Below are 16555 nucleotides of genomic sequence, written 5' to 3' on the forward strand. Positions count from 1 at the left end.
TTAATTGAAGTAAAAATGCAGAAAGCACATTCTGGACCTTTCAGTAAGAGCCGTTTACGGAATCTCCCCATAAACAGCTGCTATAAAACTTCCATTTAAAAATGGCTTCGGATCTATCTGACTTTGTAGCACAACCCCTTTGCGATCGGATTCCAATAACATGAAAGCGGCCTGCACCATAGGCGCTGCCGTAGTGGCCTGTATGGCCCTAAGTCTGTGTTTCCCAACTTTTTGCGGCCGTATTAGTTTGGATACCTCGCTCCGCCTTAGTACGTCATGGCTGTCCTTGCCTTCTACTGCAGCATACAATACTATTTGATCCTGTTCCATATGTGGAATCTCGGTTTCCATTTTTTCCTGCAATGTCCCAATGGCCTTATCCCCATTTGCCAAACCTTCAATCTGCTGTTGTACCCAGGCGTAATGCCCGGGATATCTGAGGGTCTTATAATCCAAATGGCGCACCTTTCCGGCCAGGGCATCCGGCAGGTCGGCAGCGCCCCCGGAAGTGAGGTCTTCCTCATAGGTCCTGCCGTCTATAATAATCCTAGCCCTTTCCGAGAGCGATTTAAGCGGTACTTTTTTAAAATCGCGCACTGCTTCCGCATCTTTCATATATTCGGTGGCAACGCCCACGGGGCTCCAGGTAAAACCGTAGTAATGGGGTGCCACGGCATGGTCCGTTAAGGCCCCTACCTTAAATTGCAGTTTATCCACTTTGTCTACATGGTACTTTCTACAGAATTCCTGATAGAGATAATGGGCCAAGATATCTATATACCCTGGTGCCAGACCGGATTGTAGCACAAAACCGGTTTCGGCATTTTTGGCCAAGGCCATTATTTCATTGGTCTCCGCCACATATTCGGTGAGGTTAACGTAATGAAGTCCGTATTTTTTGGCATAGCCCGCCATTTTGGGGGCCAGACTTCCCGGAAGGCAATCGAGCAATACATCGCCCTGTTCGAAAATTTCCTCCATTTCTTTCGTCAGGCCCCTATCGGAAAGACAAAATGCTTGGGCAACTAAGGGGTCGGTAGTTCCCTCCCCTATCCATTTGGCCACCATTTCGGCCTTTTCCAACCTACGGTTGCCTATAAAAATCCTTATGGGTACATTGCTCCATTCGGACAATAACAAACCAACAGCCTGGGCTATCCCCCCTGCACCTGCTATAACCATGTTGTACGACATATTCCTAGGGCTAAAATTGTTATAAGAAAGATACCATTTTTTCCTGGAAGTTTCCGCTCTTAGTTGTAGTTCCCATCTTCCTTTGAGGGACTAACAAGCTGCCGGTAGGTAGACTGGAAGTGTCGACTTCCAACTTTTGAACATTCAACCTACAACCGAACACCATGTTTAGTTTCTCTTTTCCCTCACTATCCAATACTAATTTTCCACTTCCCTATACACATTTGACCCTTCCCTATATTCCGCGTTCAACATTCAATAATTTTTAAATCTTTTTGGCTAAATTACAGCCCTAAACCAAATAACCATTTTAGCTCTTGTGGCTTTTTGCACAGCTATAAATTGATAATGACCATTCATATCGACCCTAATTAAATAAAAGAACTAAAGGCATGAAATACATTGTTTGTGAGGAACCTGGGGATTTTCAGTTAAAGGAAAAAGAGGCCCCGATACGTAAAAAAGGGGAGGCCCTGTTAAAAGTGAACAAGGTGGGCATCTGCGGTACCGACCTTCATGCCTATACCGGTAACCAGCCTTTTTTTAGCTATCCTAGGATCCTTGGTCATGAACTGGCCACCACCGTGCTCGAGATAGACGAAAACGAAAAGGGAATAGCACCCGGAGACAATGTGGTTATCATGCCCTACCTGAGCTGTGGCCATTGTGTGGCCTGTAGGAACGGCAAGACCAATTGCTGCATCCAGATCCAGGTACTGGGCATACACACCGATGGTGGCATGCAGGAGCAGATTACCGTCCCCGTGGATATTTTGTTGCCGGCCAAACACCTGACCAACGAACAAATGGCCATTGTAGAACCTTTGGCGATTGCCGCACATTCCATCCGCAGGGCACAGTTGGTGCCGGGAGAGACCATAGTAGTGGTAGGCTGCGGTCCTATCGGTATCGGCATCATGAAACTGGCCCAGATAGAAGGGGCCAAGGTCATCGCCCTGGACATGAACCAGGACCGACTGCAGTATGCCAAGGAAAAGATTGGAGTGGACCATATTGTAAACGTGAGCGAAGACCCCGTAAAACAGATTTCCGAAATTACCAAGGGCGACATGGCCACTGCCGTATTCGATGCTTCGGGCCATAAGGGAGCCTTGGAACAGGGACCCGTCTATATGTCGCACGGCGGAAGGTATATTTTGGTGGGACTCTCCAAGGGGGAGCTTAGCTTTACCCATCCGGCCATCCATGCCAAGGAGACCACCCTTTTGTGCAGTAGAAATGCCACGGCGGCCGATTTTGAAAGGGTGATCGAAATCCTGGACCAGTTCCCTACCGATTCGTTCATTACCCACAATGTGCATTTCTCGGAGATGAAGGAGAATTTTGACAGCTGGCTAAAACCTGCTACCGGAGTAATGAAAGCTACGGTAGAATTTTAAATAAATAGCATACCTAAATATATGTCAAAGAATTTTTTACAAATACATCCCAATGACAATATCCTTGCCGCTTTGCAGGATATGAAGAAAGATTATGTGGTAGAATTTGAAGGGAAGTCCTTCCCCCTCAAAAACGATGTTACCGCCAAACATAAATTCGCCCTTCAGGATTTCAAGGTGGGAGATCCCATTTTAATGTACGGTACCCTGATTGGAAAAGCTACGAAGCCCATCGCCCAGGGGGAAAGCATTACCATTGACAATGTGGTGCACGCCTCCTCCGATTACAATGTAGGGGAACAACAATCGCATTGGGTAGCACCGGACATTTCCAAATGGAAAAACAGCAGTTTCCAGGGGTACCACCGTGCCGATGGCAGTGTGGGGACCGCCAACCACTGGCTGGTAATCCCTATGGTCTTCTGTGAAAACAGGAATGTAAACGTATTGCGCACTGCCCTGCTCAATGCCCTGGGTTATGAGACAGCCCAAGACTACGTTATAGACACTGAGGTCCTGGTGTCCCAGTACAAAAAAGGCGCCAGCGCGGAAGACCTGATGGCTTCCCCCATAATTAAAACGGCCGAAGACATTAAACAGAACCGTACCTTTCCCAATGTGGACGGCATTAAGTTCCTTACCCACGACGGGGGCTGCGGCTGCGACCGCGGCGATTCGGACACCCTCTGCAACCTATTGGCAGGATATATTACCAATCCCAATGTTGCCGGAGCCACCATCCTTAGTCTGGGCTGCCAGAACGCCCAGGTAAAAATATTGGAAGATGCCATAGCCAAGCGCGACCCCAACTTTTCCAAACCGCTACATGTTTTGGAGCAACAAAAAAGTAAGAGTGAACGGCATTTTATAGAGGAAGCGGTAAAGAGAACCTTTTTGGGCCTTATTGAAGCCAATAAGGTGACCCGCCAACCTGCTCCCCTTAGCAAATTGGTATTGGGCCTTGAATGTGGCGGATCGGACGGATTTTCCGGTATCTCCGCCAATCCGGCCCTGGGCTATGCTTCAGACCTTATCGTGGCCCTGGGAGGAACTACGGTACTATCCGAATTCCCAGAACTAAACGGAGTGGAACAGGAACTCATCAACCGCTGTGAAACCCCGGAAAATGCCAAAAAGTTTGCCGACATCATGAGGGCCTATTCGGCCAAAGCGGTTTCCATTGGCTCCGGATTTGAAAACAATCCCTCACCGGGAAATATAAAGGACGGACTCATCACAGACGCTATGAAGTCGGCCGGAGCCGCAAAAAAAGGAGGTACTTCCCTGGTTCAGGACGTATTGGATTACACCGAAAGGGTCACCAAAAATGGCCTAAACCTTTTATGTACCCCTGGCAACGATGTAGAGAGCACCACGGGATTGGCAGGATCTGGATGCAATGTAATTGCCTTCACTACCGGCCTTGGCACCCCAACAGGGAACCCGGTGGCCCCGGTCATAAAAATGTCCAGCAACAATGCCCTCAGTGAGCGTATGAAAGATATTATCGATTTTAACACCGGCACTATCATTACCGGGGAGGATACCATACAGACCAAAGGGGAAGAACTGTTGGACTATATCGTAGAGGTAGCCAGTGGCAACAGTGTCCCGGCTGCGGTTAGATTGGAGCAAAACGATTTTATCCCATGGAAAAGAGGGATATCCCTATAAAAGGACCTCACCCAGAACTGCCAAAAAGCAGTTCTGACCCTGCCTACCGGCAAGGCAGGCTCTCCAAAGGAGAGGTAAAGGGACCTCAAACCCGGAAAACTAGTAACTTTAACCTTCAACTTTATAACATTATAACATTAAACCTTCTAACATGATTATAGATTCACACCAACATTTCTGGAAATACAATCCTGTAAACCACTCTTGGATAAGCGATCAAATGACCGTTATAAGAAGGGATTTTCTCCCTTCGGACCTAAAGCCGGTCTTTGCCAAAAATGGCGTGGACGGCTGTGTAGCGGTACAGGCGGACCAGACCTTGGCGGAAACCGATTTCCTTTTGGAACTGGCCCATAACAATGCCTTTATAAAAGGAGTGGTAGGTTGGGTAGATCTAAGGAGTGCCGATGTGGACCAGGCCTTGGAAAAATACGCCAAGGACAAGCATCTAAAGGGCTACCGACATGTGGTACAGGACGAGGCCGACCATAATTTCCTATTGCGGCCCGATTTCCTCAGGGGCATTTCCAAATTGGAAGAGTACGATGCCGTCTATGACATCCTTATCTTTCCCCATCAGTTGGGGGCTGCCTTGGAATTGGTAAAGAAATTCCCCAATCAAAAATTCGTCATCGATCATATTGCCAAGCCCTATATAAAGGATGGCTTTTACGACGGCTGGGCCACCTTGATGCAGGAAGTTGCCAAACATGAAAACGTATACTGCAAAATCTCGGGCATGATAACCGAGGCCGATTTTAAGAATTGGACCCCGGAACAGATCCATCCCTATATGCTCCTGGTCCTTGAGGCCTTTGGTCCGGAACGCTGTATGTACGGATCCGATTGGCCAGTGTGCCTGGTTGCCGGAACCTATACCCAGGTAAAGGAGCTGACCACCAATTTTATCTCCAGCCTTAGCTCCACGGAGCAAGCCGCCATTATGGGACAGAATGCAGTGGAGTTCTACAGCTTGGAATAAGCGGTTATTTGTCAGTGGTCAGAATGTTCATCAATACCGAAAGTCTAAAATTACCTAGTAGTCATTTCGGTAACGAACGATAGAGAGGAGAAATTACGGATCAGGAATAATTGTTGTGCTTAAGAAAATATTCTTATGGAAAGAATAGCTTAATAATAGAGGTATTGAACCTAGATCCCGCCGAAAAAGGGGTGGATTTAGCCTGTTTTCCCTATTTTTCACATACGGCCTATATACGGCCTATATACGGCTTATCTATGGCTTATCCCCGGACAAGACATTAACCCATTTACACATTAACCCATTTTCAAATCATCAAATTATCTCATTTTTGTGTACTGTTCATTTTTTGCATCGCCCAAATGCGTAGCATTCATGAATACCATTAAAAATCAATAGACCAGCCGATGAATAAAAAACGACCAGGGCCGAATAACCAAGGTGCGGGGTACCTTGTGGTTAGGAGGAGCCAGCTGTAGCCTAGGCAGGCTGATTTTAAATTTCTTTAAATCTACGCACTTTCCACGGCCCCGGCGTCCAGGCCGCTTTCACTTGGGTGAAATGCTCTATGGACGCCTTCCGCCTTCCAATGTGAAAACCACTTGATTTAAGACGAAATCGAAGATTCACGAAAACCTATAAAAAATAATAAGAACCACTTAAGTAAATTGAAAATAGGCCGGTCCTTTCGTTGCGTCAACCTTCATGTGGGGATAAGTCATTTTCCGTTATTAAAAACCTTTGGCATTGCCCTCAAGGTCTATGGTTTGGTCGTTCTTCTTCCGTCGTGGAGATGGCATGGCCGTAAAGAATTATTGAAGCCCTGGAAATAATTTACTATCTCATTTTTGTGTACTGTTCATTTTTTGCATCGCCCAAAAAACGAACCAAAAAACGCTAGGCTGATTTTAAATTTCTTTAAATCTACGCACTTTCCACAGCCGCGCCGTCCAGGCCGCTTTCACTTGGGTGAAATGCTCTATGGACGGCTACCTGAACCCAATGTGGAAACTACTTGATTTAAGACGAAATTGAAAATAGGCCGGTCCTTTCGTTCCGTCAACCTTCATGTTGGGGATAAGTCATTTTCCGTTATTAAAAACCTTTGGGCATGGCCGTTAAGAATTATTGAAGCCCTAGAAATAATTTAATCATTGGTTTTACTAAATTGCTCCTATTAATATTATAAAAAACACGACTGATCAAAATCCCAAGCCTGTCCGACAAAGGCGGGATTAGTTCAACTTGCAATTTTAAGTGCGTCCTACCGACTTCTTAAAATTGAGTTTCACTGATAAAAGGAATCGACCCCAGTGTCGAGCTAGTGGACCTGGATCCCGCCGAAAAGGGCGGGATTAGTTCAACTTGCAATTTTAAGTGCGTCCTACCGACTTCTTAAAATTGAGTTTCACTAATAAAAGGAATTGACCCTAGGGTCGTGGTATGGAACCTAGATCCCGCCGAAAAAGGGGTGGATTTAGCCTGTTTTCCCTATTTTTCACATACGGCCTATATACGGCTTATCTATGGCTTATCTACGGCTTATCCCCGGACAGGACATTAATCCATTTACACATTACCCCATTTTCAAATTCCCAAATCATCTCATTTTCAAATTAATCCATTGGTACACACCTTCCCGATCCACAGATCCACCTAAAGTTGCCATTAAAAACTAGCGGGCTTCATCATTATTTATTAACTTGTAGGACAATTCACACCCATTTCATCATTTCTATCATGGATAAGTCTTAAAATTAAAGATTAATTAACCTGCTATGCCCCTAAAAATAAAGTTAAATTATGTTAATAATGATAAATATTATTAGTTTTGCAGATGGAGGTTCAATCATTAAAAGTTACCTTCACCGACCCTGAATTTTACCTTTGCGCCTTTATATTTCCCAAGTAAGGGATGCAAAAAAGACATTAAGTTGTAGTTAGAGAACTAATCTATTATGCCCTAAATAAGGAACATGGCATATCTATATGAATTATTTACCAATACCTACCTCTTGGTGTGTGTGGCAATATTGGCACCCGTATTGCTCTCCCTGAGAATGTACCCGGTCATTATCTATTTGGTAAAATCCAAGAACCTTATGGATGAACCTATAGACCGCAGTATGCACACGGCCAAGACCCCTACCTTGGGTGGAGTGGGTATGTTTATTACTTTTAGCCTTACCCTCATTGGTCTGGGTATGGTGATGGGGCTGTCCCAGATAGAGCTCATAAAACTCCTGTCTATAATCGCCGCCAGTATAACCCTGATGTTTTTGGGCATCAAGGACGACTTGGTGGGACTGGCCCCAAAGAAGAAATTTATGATTCAGATTCTGGCCGCCCTCATGGTCATTGTTCTGACCGATGTGCGGATAGCCAGTTGTTATGGCCTTTTGGGCCTGGAGGAACTGCCGTATATAGTTTCGGTGGCCTTTAGCGTCTTTGTATTCCTGGCCGTGATAAATGCCTTTAACCTGATAGATGGCATAGATGGTCTGGCGGGAACCATAGGTGTTATTGTCACTGCCGCCTTTGGTGGTTTCTATATCCTTAATGAACGTTATTTAATGGTGATCATTTCCTTTGCCCTGATCGGTGCCCTCTTAGGATTTTTAAGGTTCAACCTCTCCAGCAGACGCAAAATTTTTATGGGCGATTCCGGTTCCATGTTCATAGGCTTTATCCTGGCCTACCAGGCCATATCCTTTTTGGAATTCAATGCCACCACGGTAACGCCTTACACCGTACATGTAGCCCCTATTATGGCCATGGCCATCCTATCCTATCCCATCTTGGATACGCTAAGGGTCTTTACCATCCGTATTGCACAAAAGCGCAGTCCGTTTAGTGCGGACCGCAACCACATACACCATCGCATATTAGCCTTGGGCCTCACCCATAAAAAGGCCACCCTTACTCTGGGCATAATCAATATTTTGGTGATAGCACTGGCCTTTATCATCAAGGACCTGTATATAAACCTGCAACTGTACCTGTTGGTACTGGCCGTACCCCTACTCTATTTTTCACCTTGGTTGATATTTAGACGGGGCAGTAAAAAGTCCAAAATGCAACGAAAAAGAACCTTGGCCATGCTGCGAGCGAGGATTAATAGCTTTTTGGGGTGATTTAATAACAGGGTTGGAATTTGTCTAGGTAAAATCTTAAGTGTTGCCTTTTAAATCACCTTACATAATGAAATATGAAGTTTAGCTTTAAATTAATTAGGATTGAAAAATAAAGTAGCGTTTAAAAATAGAATTACCGGACCAGATTGGCATTGCCTAATAATCAATTAAAAAAGGTAATGCATTACCAATTAAAAGGATTTATTAAATTGTTTATTGACTATGAAAATTAAATAAGACGAAAGTTTACAAACAAGTAATAATTACGGAAGTTGTGGTTGTTATATGTTAGTTCAAGCTTATTAATAATAAAAAAATCCTTTAGAAAAATTAAATTGAGTATACTTTCATCTTTGAAAAAAAAAATCAGCAACAGTTCTAAGACCAAGCAGGTAATTAGGCTGTTTTCGGTAACCTTAATTACCATCCCCATAGGCATTATAACTAGTGTTTTTTTAACTAGGTTTTTGGGTGTAGAAAAATATGGAGATTATAGTTTTATAATTAGTATTTTTAATTTGGCCATTGTTCTATTTACCTTTGGTTTTCTGCAGGCCAGCAATAGACTTTTAGTACTTAATCATGATACTAAAAAGACAAGAGAATATTATGGAACAACTTTAATTATTCTTGGTGGACTTTTTATGGTAATGACCATTTTTCTCTACCTCTATGGTATTTTTGATGAAAATCTTAAACAAAAGTCTTTACAAAAGTTATTTATACTTATAATCCCGATAAGTTCTGTGTTTTTATTGATGAAGTATTTTGAGACCCTTTTTCAAGCAGATAATAGAATTAAATTACTAGCACAATCGAGATTAATTCCAAAAGTGATATTTGGGATCGCTGCTCTATTTCTCTACCTCTTTTTTAAGGACGCTCGAATTGACAAATTAGGAATGCTTTGCTTAGTGTTCTTTATTACGCAAATAATAGTATATGTTTACATTATTAGTAGAATAAAAATTTCGTTCAAAAATTTCAATAAACATTTTAAAGAAATTTGGACCGTTAATAAAACCTTTGGTTTAAATGTTTATTTAGGTAGTTTATTTGCTGTTGGGTTTTCTAGTCTTACCCAAGTTTTAATTGGGTATTTTAGCATAGATAACAGTGGCGTTGGGTTCTATTCATTGGCCTTAACCTTTTCAATGCCACTCACCTTTATACCAAACACTATTGCTACCACACATTACAAAGATTTTTCGACGGCCAAAAATATTCCTAAAAGGCTATTTTTTATCACTCTTGCACTGAGTACTGCTGCATTAGTAATAATTTGGATTTTAGTTCCTCCATTTGTTAAGATATTTTACGGCGAAGGATACTCCTCCGTTTCAAGTATTAATTTCATAGTTAGTATAGGTGCAATTTTATATGGAATGGGTGATTTTTTTAACCGGTTTTTAGGCTCGAACGGCCAGGGAAAAGCTTTAAGGAATAGTTCATTTTTTGTTGGTAGCGGTTTAATGGCAGCGAATCTATTATTAATACCGACTTTAGGTGAATATGGGGCTGCCTATGCCAAGCTTATTGCAGGTGCCTTATATGTAGTTGTTATTTTTTATTATTACAAAAAATTTATAAATATTAGAAAATGAATGGGACAATTTTAATAACTAGTAGATTAAACGCTTTCTGACACTCTTTCTTATACCGCCCTATCAAGTCGGAAAATTCAGTGATGTAGAACTTTTAGTCGTGAATAGAAAAAGAAGATGATAGCAGTGATTGCTTCAAAAATCCATAGGATAAGGTTCTTTAATGGAAATCTATTTAATTAAGGAGGTATAAATCTGATAATGTTATGGTTAGATTATATATTTCTCAAATCAGGATTCAAACCAGTACCTTGTTTAATACACCCATAAAATTTCTATTAGGAATAATGATAACTTATGAACAAAATTTGGATAAATGAATATTACAAACAATAACACGCTGTCACCTATTTGGTAGAAGAATAATTATATAAGTATTGGAAAATAAAAGAAAAATAGATTTAGCTATAGTTACGCGGGAGCCTTTTCCATTTGGCATGGCTGCTACTAATAGAATTTTATCATATTCAAAAGTTATATCCACTGATAAAAATGTTAAGGTATACATAGCTAAAGCTACGGAAAATAAGGCCAATGTACAGAATAAGTTAAAACAGGGTCGTATTAACAATGTTTTATTTGAATACGCTTCAAATACAACCATATGGCCTTTTGATAGTTCGAAAATCTTTAAAATTAAAAAGCTAATATTAGGTTATTGGAATTTAATAAAATCCTTAAAAAACGATAAACCCAAGACAATCATCATTTACTCAAGTGATTTTTTTTTAAGGATATTGATATTGACTTGTTTTTTAAAATCAAAAATTATAATTGAAGAGAATGAATATCCCAAAATACTTAAAAAGACCAATTCTAAATTAATTCAAAAAATTTATTTATCCATGTACTCCAGATGCTCAGGAGTAATGGTTATGACTGAAGAATTGTTGAATTATTATAAGCGCCTTAATCCCAAGGAAATTTTTCATTTACCTATGACAGTTGATATACAGCGATTTACCCAAGATTCCCTCTATCAGACTAAGGAGGATTATTTTGTTTATGTAGGTGGCAATGGAGGGGCCGTACGAGACAGTATCACAAGTATGCTAAAGGGCTTTACTACCTTTAGTAAAAAGTTCCCACAATATGAATTTCACATAGTTGGTCCTATAAAACAAGATGATAAAATACTTAAGGAATCTATAAAACTACTTAAGGGAAATGGAATTTTGCATAAGGTTATTTTTAAAGGAGAAGTTAATTCTAAGAATATTCCTCTTATTTTAAAAAAAGCTGTTGGAATTCTAATGACTCCTCAAAGAAATTTTGATAGTGGTGGTTTCCCAACCAAGTTAGGAGAATTTTTGGCTTCGGGCGTTCCCGTGATTACTACTAATGTAAGTGAAATATCTAATTTTTTAAATATTACAAATTCCTATATAATTGAACCCGGTAATATTGATGAAATTAGTATAAAAATGGAGGAAATCGTTTTAAATCCTAGAAATGCCAATGAAATTGGTTTGAAAGGGCAAGAGGTTGCAAAAAAATACTTCAATGCAGAATCATATTTGAAAGAACTCAAGTTGTTTTTGGAAATCTAAAATGAGATGAAGATAAATTCGTTAAAGGATTTTTATTTACTAATTGTCATCCTATTTTCTGGAATGGCCATACCATTTTTCAGGAGTAATGAAGGACTTATTGCTCTATGGGCACTTGGTTTTATAATTTTCTTTAAAAAAACAAATTTAACAGATAAAAAGCTTGTAACTGCAATATCAATATGGTTACTCTATTTTATAATAAACACTTTTATTATAAAGAGTTTACATCCATTTTTTCTTGGTACATATATCGCAAAAATAATGATAGCTTATTGGTTGTTAAACTATTATAAAACTTATATATTTAAAAAATATGAGGATATAATTTATACTCTTTCAGTAATTAGTTTAATATTATATACCCTACAGGTTACTTTGCCTTTCTTAATGTTTAATTTGTTTTCTACTATTGATCTCTCTGAAGGTTTATTTTCGAACATCCCATATAGAAGCATTGGCATCTATACTTTTCATCAAAAAGAGATGATAGAAATGTTTCCAAGAAATGCAGGATTTACATGGGAACCAGGGCCATTTGCCAGTTATATTGGACTGGCAATGTTTTTTAACTTAGCGAGAAATGGTGTAAATTTTAAAGATAGAAAGAGATTACTTATTTTTTTAATTGCGTTAATTACAACGCAATCCACAACTGGTTTTCTGTTATTGTTGTTAATACTAATGTGGTATGCTTGGGCACATTATAACAATAGATTTTTTCGAATCTTGTCCATACCAATTACTTTAAGTTTAGTTATCTTCCTTTTTACAAATGTGCCGTGGCTACAAGAAAAAATTTTACTAGAATCCCAACAAAATATCGAGGATGTTATAACCCATGCCGAAGTCACAGGAAAATCTTATGCACCAGGCCGTTTCGCTAGTATGCAATTAAGGTGGGAAGACTTTAAAAACTATCCCATTGCAGGTTTCGGAGGAAACATTTCCTTGCAATATGGTTATATTGGTGAAGATAATGTTGTTTCTGCAATTAACGGACTGGGCAATATTCTTGGAAGATACGGCGCTATTGGCGCTTTATTGTTTTCATTTCTTCTTATAAAATCTGGCAAGTTATTGGCCTATCGGTTTAGATATAGTGGCTTTTTTATTTTTCCAGCATTACTATTAGTTATAGGGGTCTCATTTGGAATTATAGAGTCCCCTATCCTAATTGTTTTTATATTAAGTCCAGTTTTTTTTGGTAATAAAGCAATCTTTTTTAATAGAAAATATGAGGATACTGTTTTTAATTGAGGAACTTGGTGGTGGCGGAAAGGAACGGAGGCTTGTTGAGTTATTAAAAAAACTTAGTAACTACAAGGAGGATTTTGAAATTTATTTGACTTTAGCGAAAACTGCTATAGATTACGAAGACGTTAAAAAATTACCGATTAATCTGTGCTTCTTACCTCAATGCAGTAATATTAGTTTAATAAAAATCTATAAAAATCACTTCAAAGAAATCCGGCCAGACATAGTTCATACATGGTCATTTAAAAGCACTTTATATGCTTCATTGTTAAAACCGCTATTTAAATATAATATTGTGGCCGGGTTTATTGGAGATACTTACGGCCAATCACTAACATTCAGATATTTAAGTGAGAAATTTATTTATAAACGTGTAGACGCCATAATCAGTAATTCCGAAGCAGGATTAAAAGCTTATAAAGTACCACTATTAAAAGGTAAAGTTGTTCCCAACGGTTTCGACCCTGGCAGATTGGTTTCTTTTGATAGTTCCAAACCGATTTTACACTCCTTAGGAATTTGCACTCAGTATACCGTTATAATGGTAGCCAATGTAACAAAAAATAAAGATTATAAATCGTTTATAAAGGTAGCTGAAGAACTTACTAAAATTAGAAAAGATGTTACTTTTGTATCAGTGGGAAAAATCAATCCTGAATTTAAAGAAATGGTTTCACCATATATAAATAATAGACATGATAAAATTAAATTTATAGGTTTTAACTCCACACCGGAGTTACTTATAAGTGAGTCTGATATAGGTCTTTTATGTAGTGATTGTGAAGGTATATCCAATTCCATAATGGAGTATATGGCAGCAGGCCTGCCAGTTATCACAACTGATTTAAAGGGAGCATCAAGAGAATTGGTTTTGGATGAAGAAACTGGATTTATATGCTCCAAAGAAAAACTTACGAAAAAATTAACTCTTTTGCTGGATTCCGAAACATTAAGAAAAGAAATGGGTTCAAAAAGTAGTCATCGTATAAGTAGCAAATATTCATTAAATAAGATGATTAAAGAATATATTGAATTGTACACAAAAATAAAATTAACAACCAATAAAACGAATTGAATTTGAATGTATAAACCTAAGCTATTTTAGTGTTTGGACCAAGAATTCTTTGAGACTAAATTTTTGGTCAATACACTATAACTAGTACCAATACGGCAGTATTTGATTTTGAAATAGTAAATGCTAATATTAATCTCTTTCATTCAATGCTCAAAAAGGAAAAGAAAAACAAGACTTTACTAATTATAGTTTCCATTCTTAGAATACAGATTAGTAGAACTTTAAATTTTATTAGGCCATAATTTATCACTGTTTTTTCTGTTGACTAAAAAATTATATAGGTCTAAATGTATTTAGTATGATTGATAAAAATATTCTTTTCATTGGGCCTTATGCCACAAAACCAAAAGGCGGGGTGGCTTTTGTATTATATGAGTATAAAAAGCTTTATCCCGATTCTTACTTTGTAACATCTACCATTACAAAGAATTCCATTACCAAAGTCTATGGTTTTGCTTTTGGCATTTTGAAACTTTTGTATTTTTTATTGACAAAAAATTATATTAAGATTGTGCATATCCATAGTGCCTCATATAGCAGCTTTAGACGGAAATATATTTTTTATCAAGTCTGCAGTTTTTTTCAAAAGAAAATTATTTTCCATCTCCATGGTGGAGCCTTTCAGGAATTTTACGAAACGGCTAATAATCAAATTGCTTCAAAAATAGAAGGCATATTAAATAATGTTTCCTGTGTTGTCTGTTTGTCAAATAATTGGAAGGTGTATTATCAAAAACAGTTTTCTCCTAAAAAAATTGAAATTATTCCAAATATTATAGATTTTAATGAAAAAGAAAATTTAAGAGCTACAAAAACTAATGATACTCTAGTTTTTCTATTTTTAGGTTTAATAGATTCAAATAAAGGAATATGGCTTTTGCTTGATACATTAAGAGAACATAGGAATGAATTAATAGGAAAAGCAATTTTTAATATTGGAGGTAATGGCGAAACTCAAAAATTGCAAAGACTTATCAAAGAATACGAATTGGAGGGAGTAGTCATTTTCATTGGCTGGGTATCTGGAGAACAGAAATCGAAACGATTACAGGAGGCAGATGTTTATTTACTTCCATCCTACAACGAAGGATTACCCATTTCTATTTTAGAAGCTATGTCCTATTCCTTGCCAATAATTTCCACTTATGTAGGAGGCATTCCAGAAGTCGTCTCATCTGAAAATGGAATATTAATATCTCCAGGGAATAAAGAAGAACTAAGGGCGGCGATAAATTATTTCATAGAGTTAAACCGAGAAGAACGGTACTCATTAGGCCAAAACTCCCATATAAAAGTAAGACCGTACTTACCTGCGGAAGTCAATAAAAAGCTTAATAATCTTTATACGACATTGTTAACAGAACACTCACAGTACATATGATTCGGCAATACATAAAAGAAACTATAAAATTTATAGTGCGTTCAAAGCCCTTTATAATGAGTGAAATAAAGGAAATAGAACGGTTATCCCGCATGAATGAAGAAGATATGTATGTTTATAAAGAACAACAGTTTTTGAAAATTTTTAGAAAGGCCATTACTAAATCTAAATTTTATAAACAATTTTACTCGGATGCAGGGATAACCCTAGATGATATCAAATCATTAAAGGACTTAATTAAACTTCCAATTCTGACAAAGGAAACTTTAAGACTTAACACTGATTTGATTCCTACAGTACCGAAATGGCAATTAATTTCCGCTAAAACTAGTGGAACAACAGGGACTCCACTCAGAATATATCATAGTTATCGTAGTATAAAAAAGGAACAGGCATACATAATCAAAAATAGAGAGCAACGAGGTTTTCTATATGGTTCACCAATCGTTTCTATTAGAGGAAATTTATTCAAAAGCATCCCTAAATTAAAATTACATTTATCGAACACCTTATACATTTCCAGTTTCAATTTAAAAAGTGATAATATCGAGGACTATTATAGTGAGATAATAAAATTTAAACCTAGGGCTATTGAAGGCTACCCAAGTTCCTTATATAATTTATGCCTTTACCTTATTGAAAAAAAATTGTGCCTGACAATCCCCATAGCTTTTACTTCATCAGAAACACTGAATAGACATCAACGTGATTTGATTGAAAAAACGTTAAACACAGAAATTTTTGACTATTATGGAACAACGGAACGTTCTATTTCACTAATTGAGACAATGGACCATCAAGGTTACATCGAAAATCCTGGTTATTCTATAAATGAGTATTTTGAAAATAGTATTGTCACTACTAGTTTAATAAAAGAAAGATTCCCATTAATTCGCTATGAAGTCAATGATAACCTCAAACTAGAAGATCCAAATCTAAAAACTCCTATCATAAAGAAAATTGAAGGCAGAAAAGAGGATATCGTAATTGCAAAAGATGGATCAAGAATTGGACGATTGGACCATATTTTCAAGGGCGCAAAGAATATAGAAAATGCTCAAATCATCCAAGAAGAAAAAGGAACCTTAATTATAAACATTGTAACTTCAAAAGGATTTACAGAGGAAGATAAAAACATTATAGAAAAAAAGGCATATGATTTAATTGGCAAAAACAATATGACACTCAGAATTGTTCAAATTTCTCATGATCAATTACTATATACCGCTAGTAATAAATTTAAATTTGTAATTTCTAAAATGCATAAATGAATGCAATAATATAGGTCATCAATAGATTAAATA

General features: G+C 38.0%; 11 protein-coding genes. 10 read left to right on the plus strand and 1 reads right to left on the minus strand.

Annotated features, from left to right (window positions below; all coding sequences use genetic code 11):
- Positions 1-54: 54 nt before the first annotated feature.
- Positions 55-1194, minus strand: a complete 1140-nt coding sequence (locus C7972_RS18380; protein WP_110357626.1) for a saccharopine dehydrogenase family protein — start codon at positions 1192-1194, stop codon at positions 55-57.
- 392 nt (positions 1195-1586) lie between these two features.
- Here C7972_RS18380 and C7972_RS18385 point away from each other — a divergent pair, with 392 nt between their 5' ends.
- From C7972_RS18385 to C7972_RS18435, 10 genes are all read left to right on the plus strand, one after another.
- Positions 1587-2594, plus strand: coding sequence for a zinc-binding alcohol dehydrogenase family protein (locus tag C7972_RS18385; RefSeq protein ID WP_110357627.1), 1008 nt, complete (start codon positions 1587-1589; stop codon positions 2592-2594).
- Positions 2595-2615: 21 nt separating this feature from the next.
- On the plus strand, positions 2616-4268 hold the full coding sequence (locus C7972_RS18390; protein ID WP_110357628.1) for a UxaA family hydrolase: 1653 nt from the start codon (positions 2616-2618) through the stop codon (positions 4266-4268).
- Positions 4269-4419: 151 nt separating this feature from the next.
- Positions 4420-5250 (plus strand): amidohydrolase, encoded by an 831-nt coding sequence (locus tag C7972_RS18400; RefSeq protein ID WP_110357630.1) that lies wholly within the window; start codon positions 4420-4422, stop codon positions 5248-5250.
- Between the two features lie 1976 nt (positions 5251-7226).
- Positions 7227-8384, plus strand: coding sequence for an MraY family glycosyltransferase (locus tag C7972_RS18405; RefSeq protein ID WP_110357631.1), 1158 nt, complete (start codon positions 7227-7229; stop codon positions 8382-8384).
- Between the two features lie 353 nt (positions 8385-8737).
- Positions 8738-9988 (plus strand): oligosaccharide flippase family protein, encoded by a 1251-nt coding sequence (locus tag C7972_RS18410; RefSeq protein WP_181422934.1) that lies wholly within the window; start codon positions 8738-8740, stop codon positions 9986-9988.
- A 377-nt stretch (positions 9989-10365) separates the two neighbouring features.
- Positions 10366-11538 carry a glycosyltransferase gene (locus C7972_RS18415; protein ID WP_110357633.1) on the plus strand — a complete coding sequence of 391 codons (1173 nt, stop codon included), beginning with the start codon at positions 10366-10368 and terminating at the stop codon, positions 11536-11538.
- A 6-nt stretch (positions 11539-11544) separates the two neighbouring features.
- Complete coding sequence (locus tag C7972_RS18420) at positions 11545-12798, plus strand: O-antigen ligase family protein (protein ID WP_110357634.1); 1254 nt, start codon at positions 11545-11547, stop codon at positions 12796-12798.
- Complete coding sequence (locus C7972_RS18425; protein WP_110357635.1) at positions 12776-13870, plus strand: glycosyltransferase; 1095 nt, start codon at positions 12776-12778, stop codon at positions 13868-13870. Before C7972_RS18420 ends, C7972_RS18425 begins: the two co-directional genes overlap by 23 nt.
- Before the next feature lie 298 nt (positions 13871-14168).
- Positions 14169-15251: a glycosyltransferase family 4 protein gene (locus tag C7972_RS18430; RefSeq protein WP_110357636.1), complete on the plus strand. Its 1083-nt coding sequence runs from the start codon at positions 14169-14171 to the stop codon at positions 15249-15251.
- Positions 15252-15307: 56 nt separating this feature from the next.
- Positions 15308-16522, plus strand: a complete 1215-nt coding sequence (locus C7972_RS18435; protein WP_146216350.1) for a phenylacetate--CoA ligase family protein — start codon at positions 15308-15310, stop codon at positions 16520-16522.
- The last annotated feature ends 33 nt before the right edge of the window (positions 16523-16555 follow it).

This window comes from Arenibacter sp. ARW7G5Y1 (assembly GCF_003201775.1).
Classification (GTDB): domain Bacteria; phylum Bacteroidota; class Bacteroidia; order Flavobacteriales; family Flavobacteriaceae; genus Arenibacter.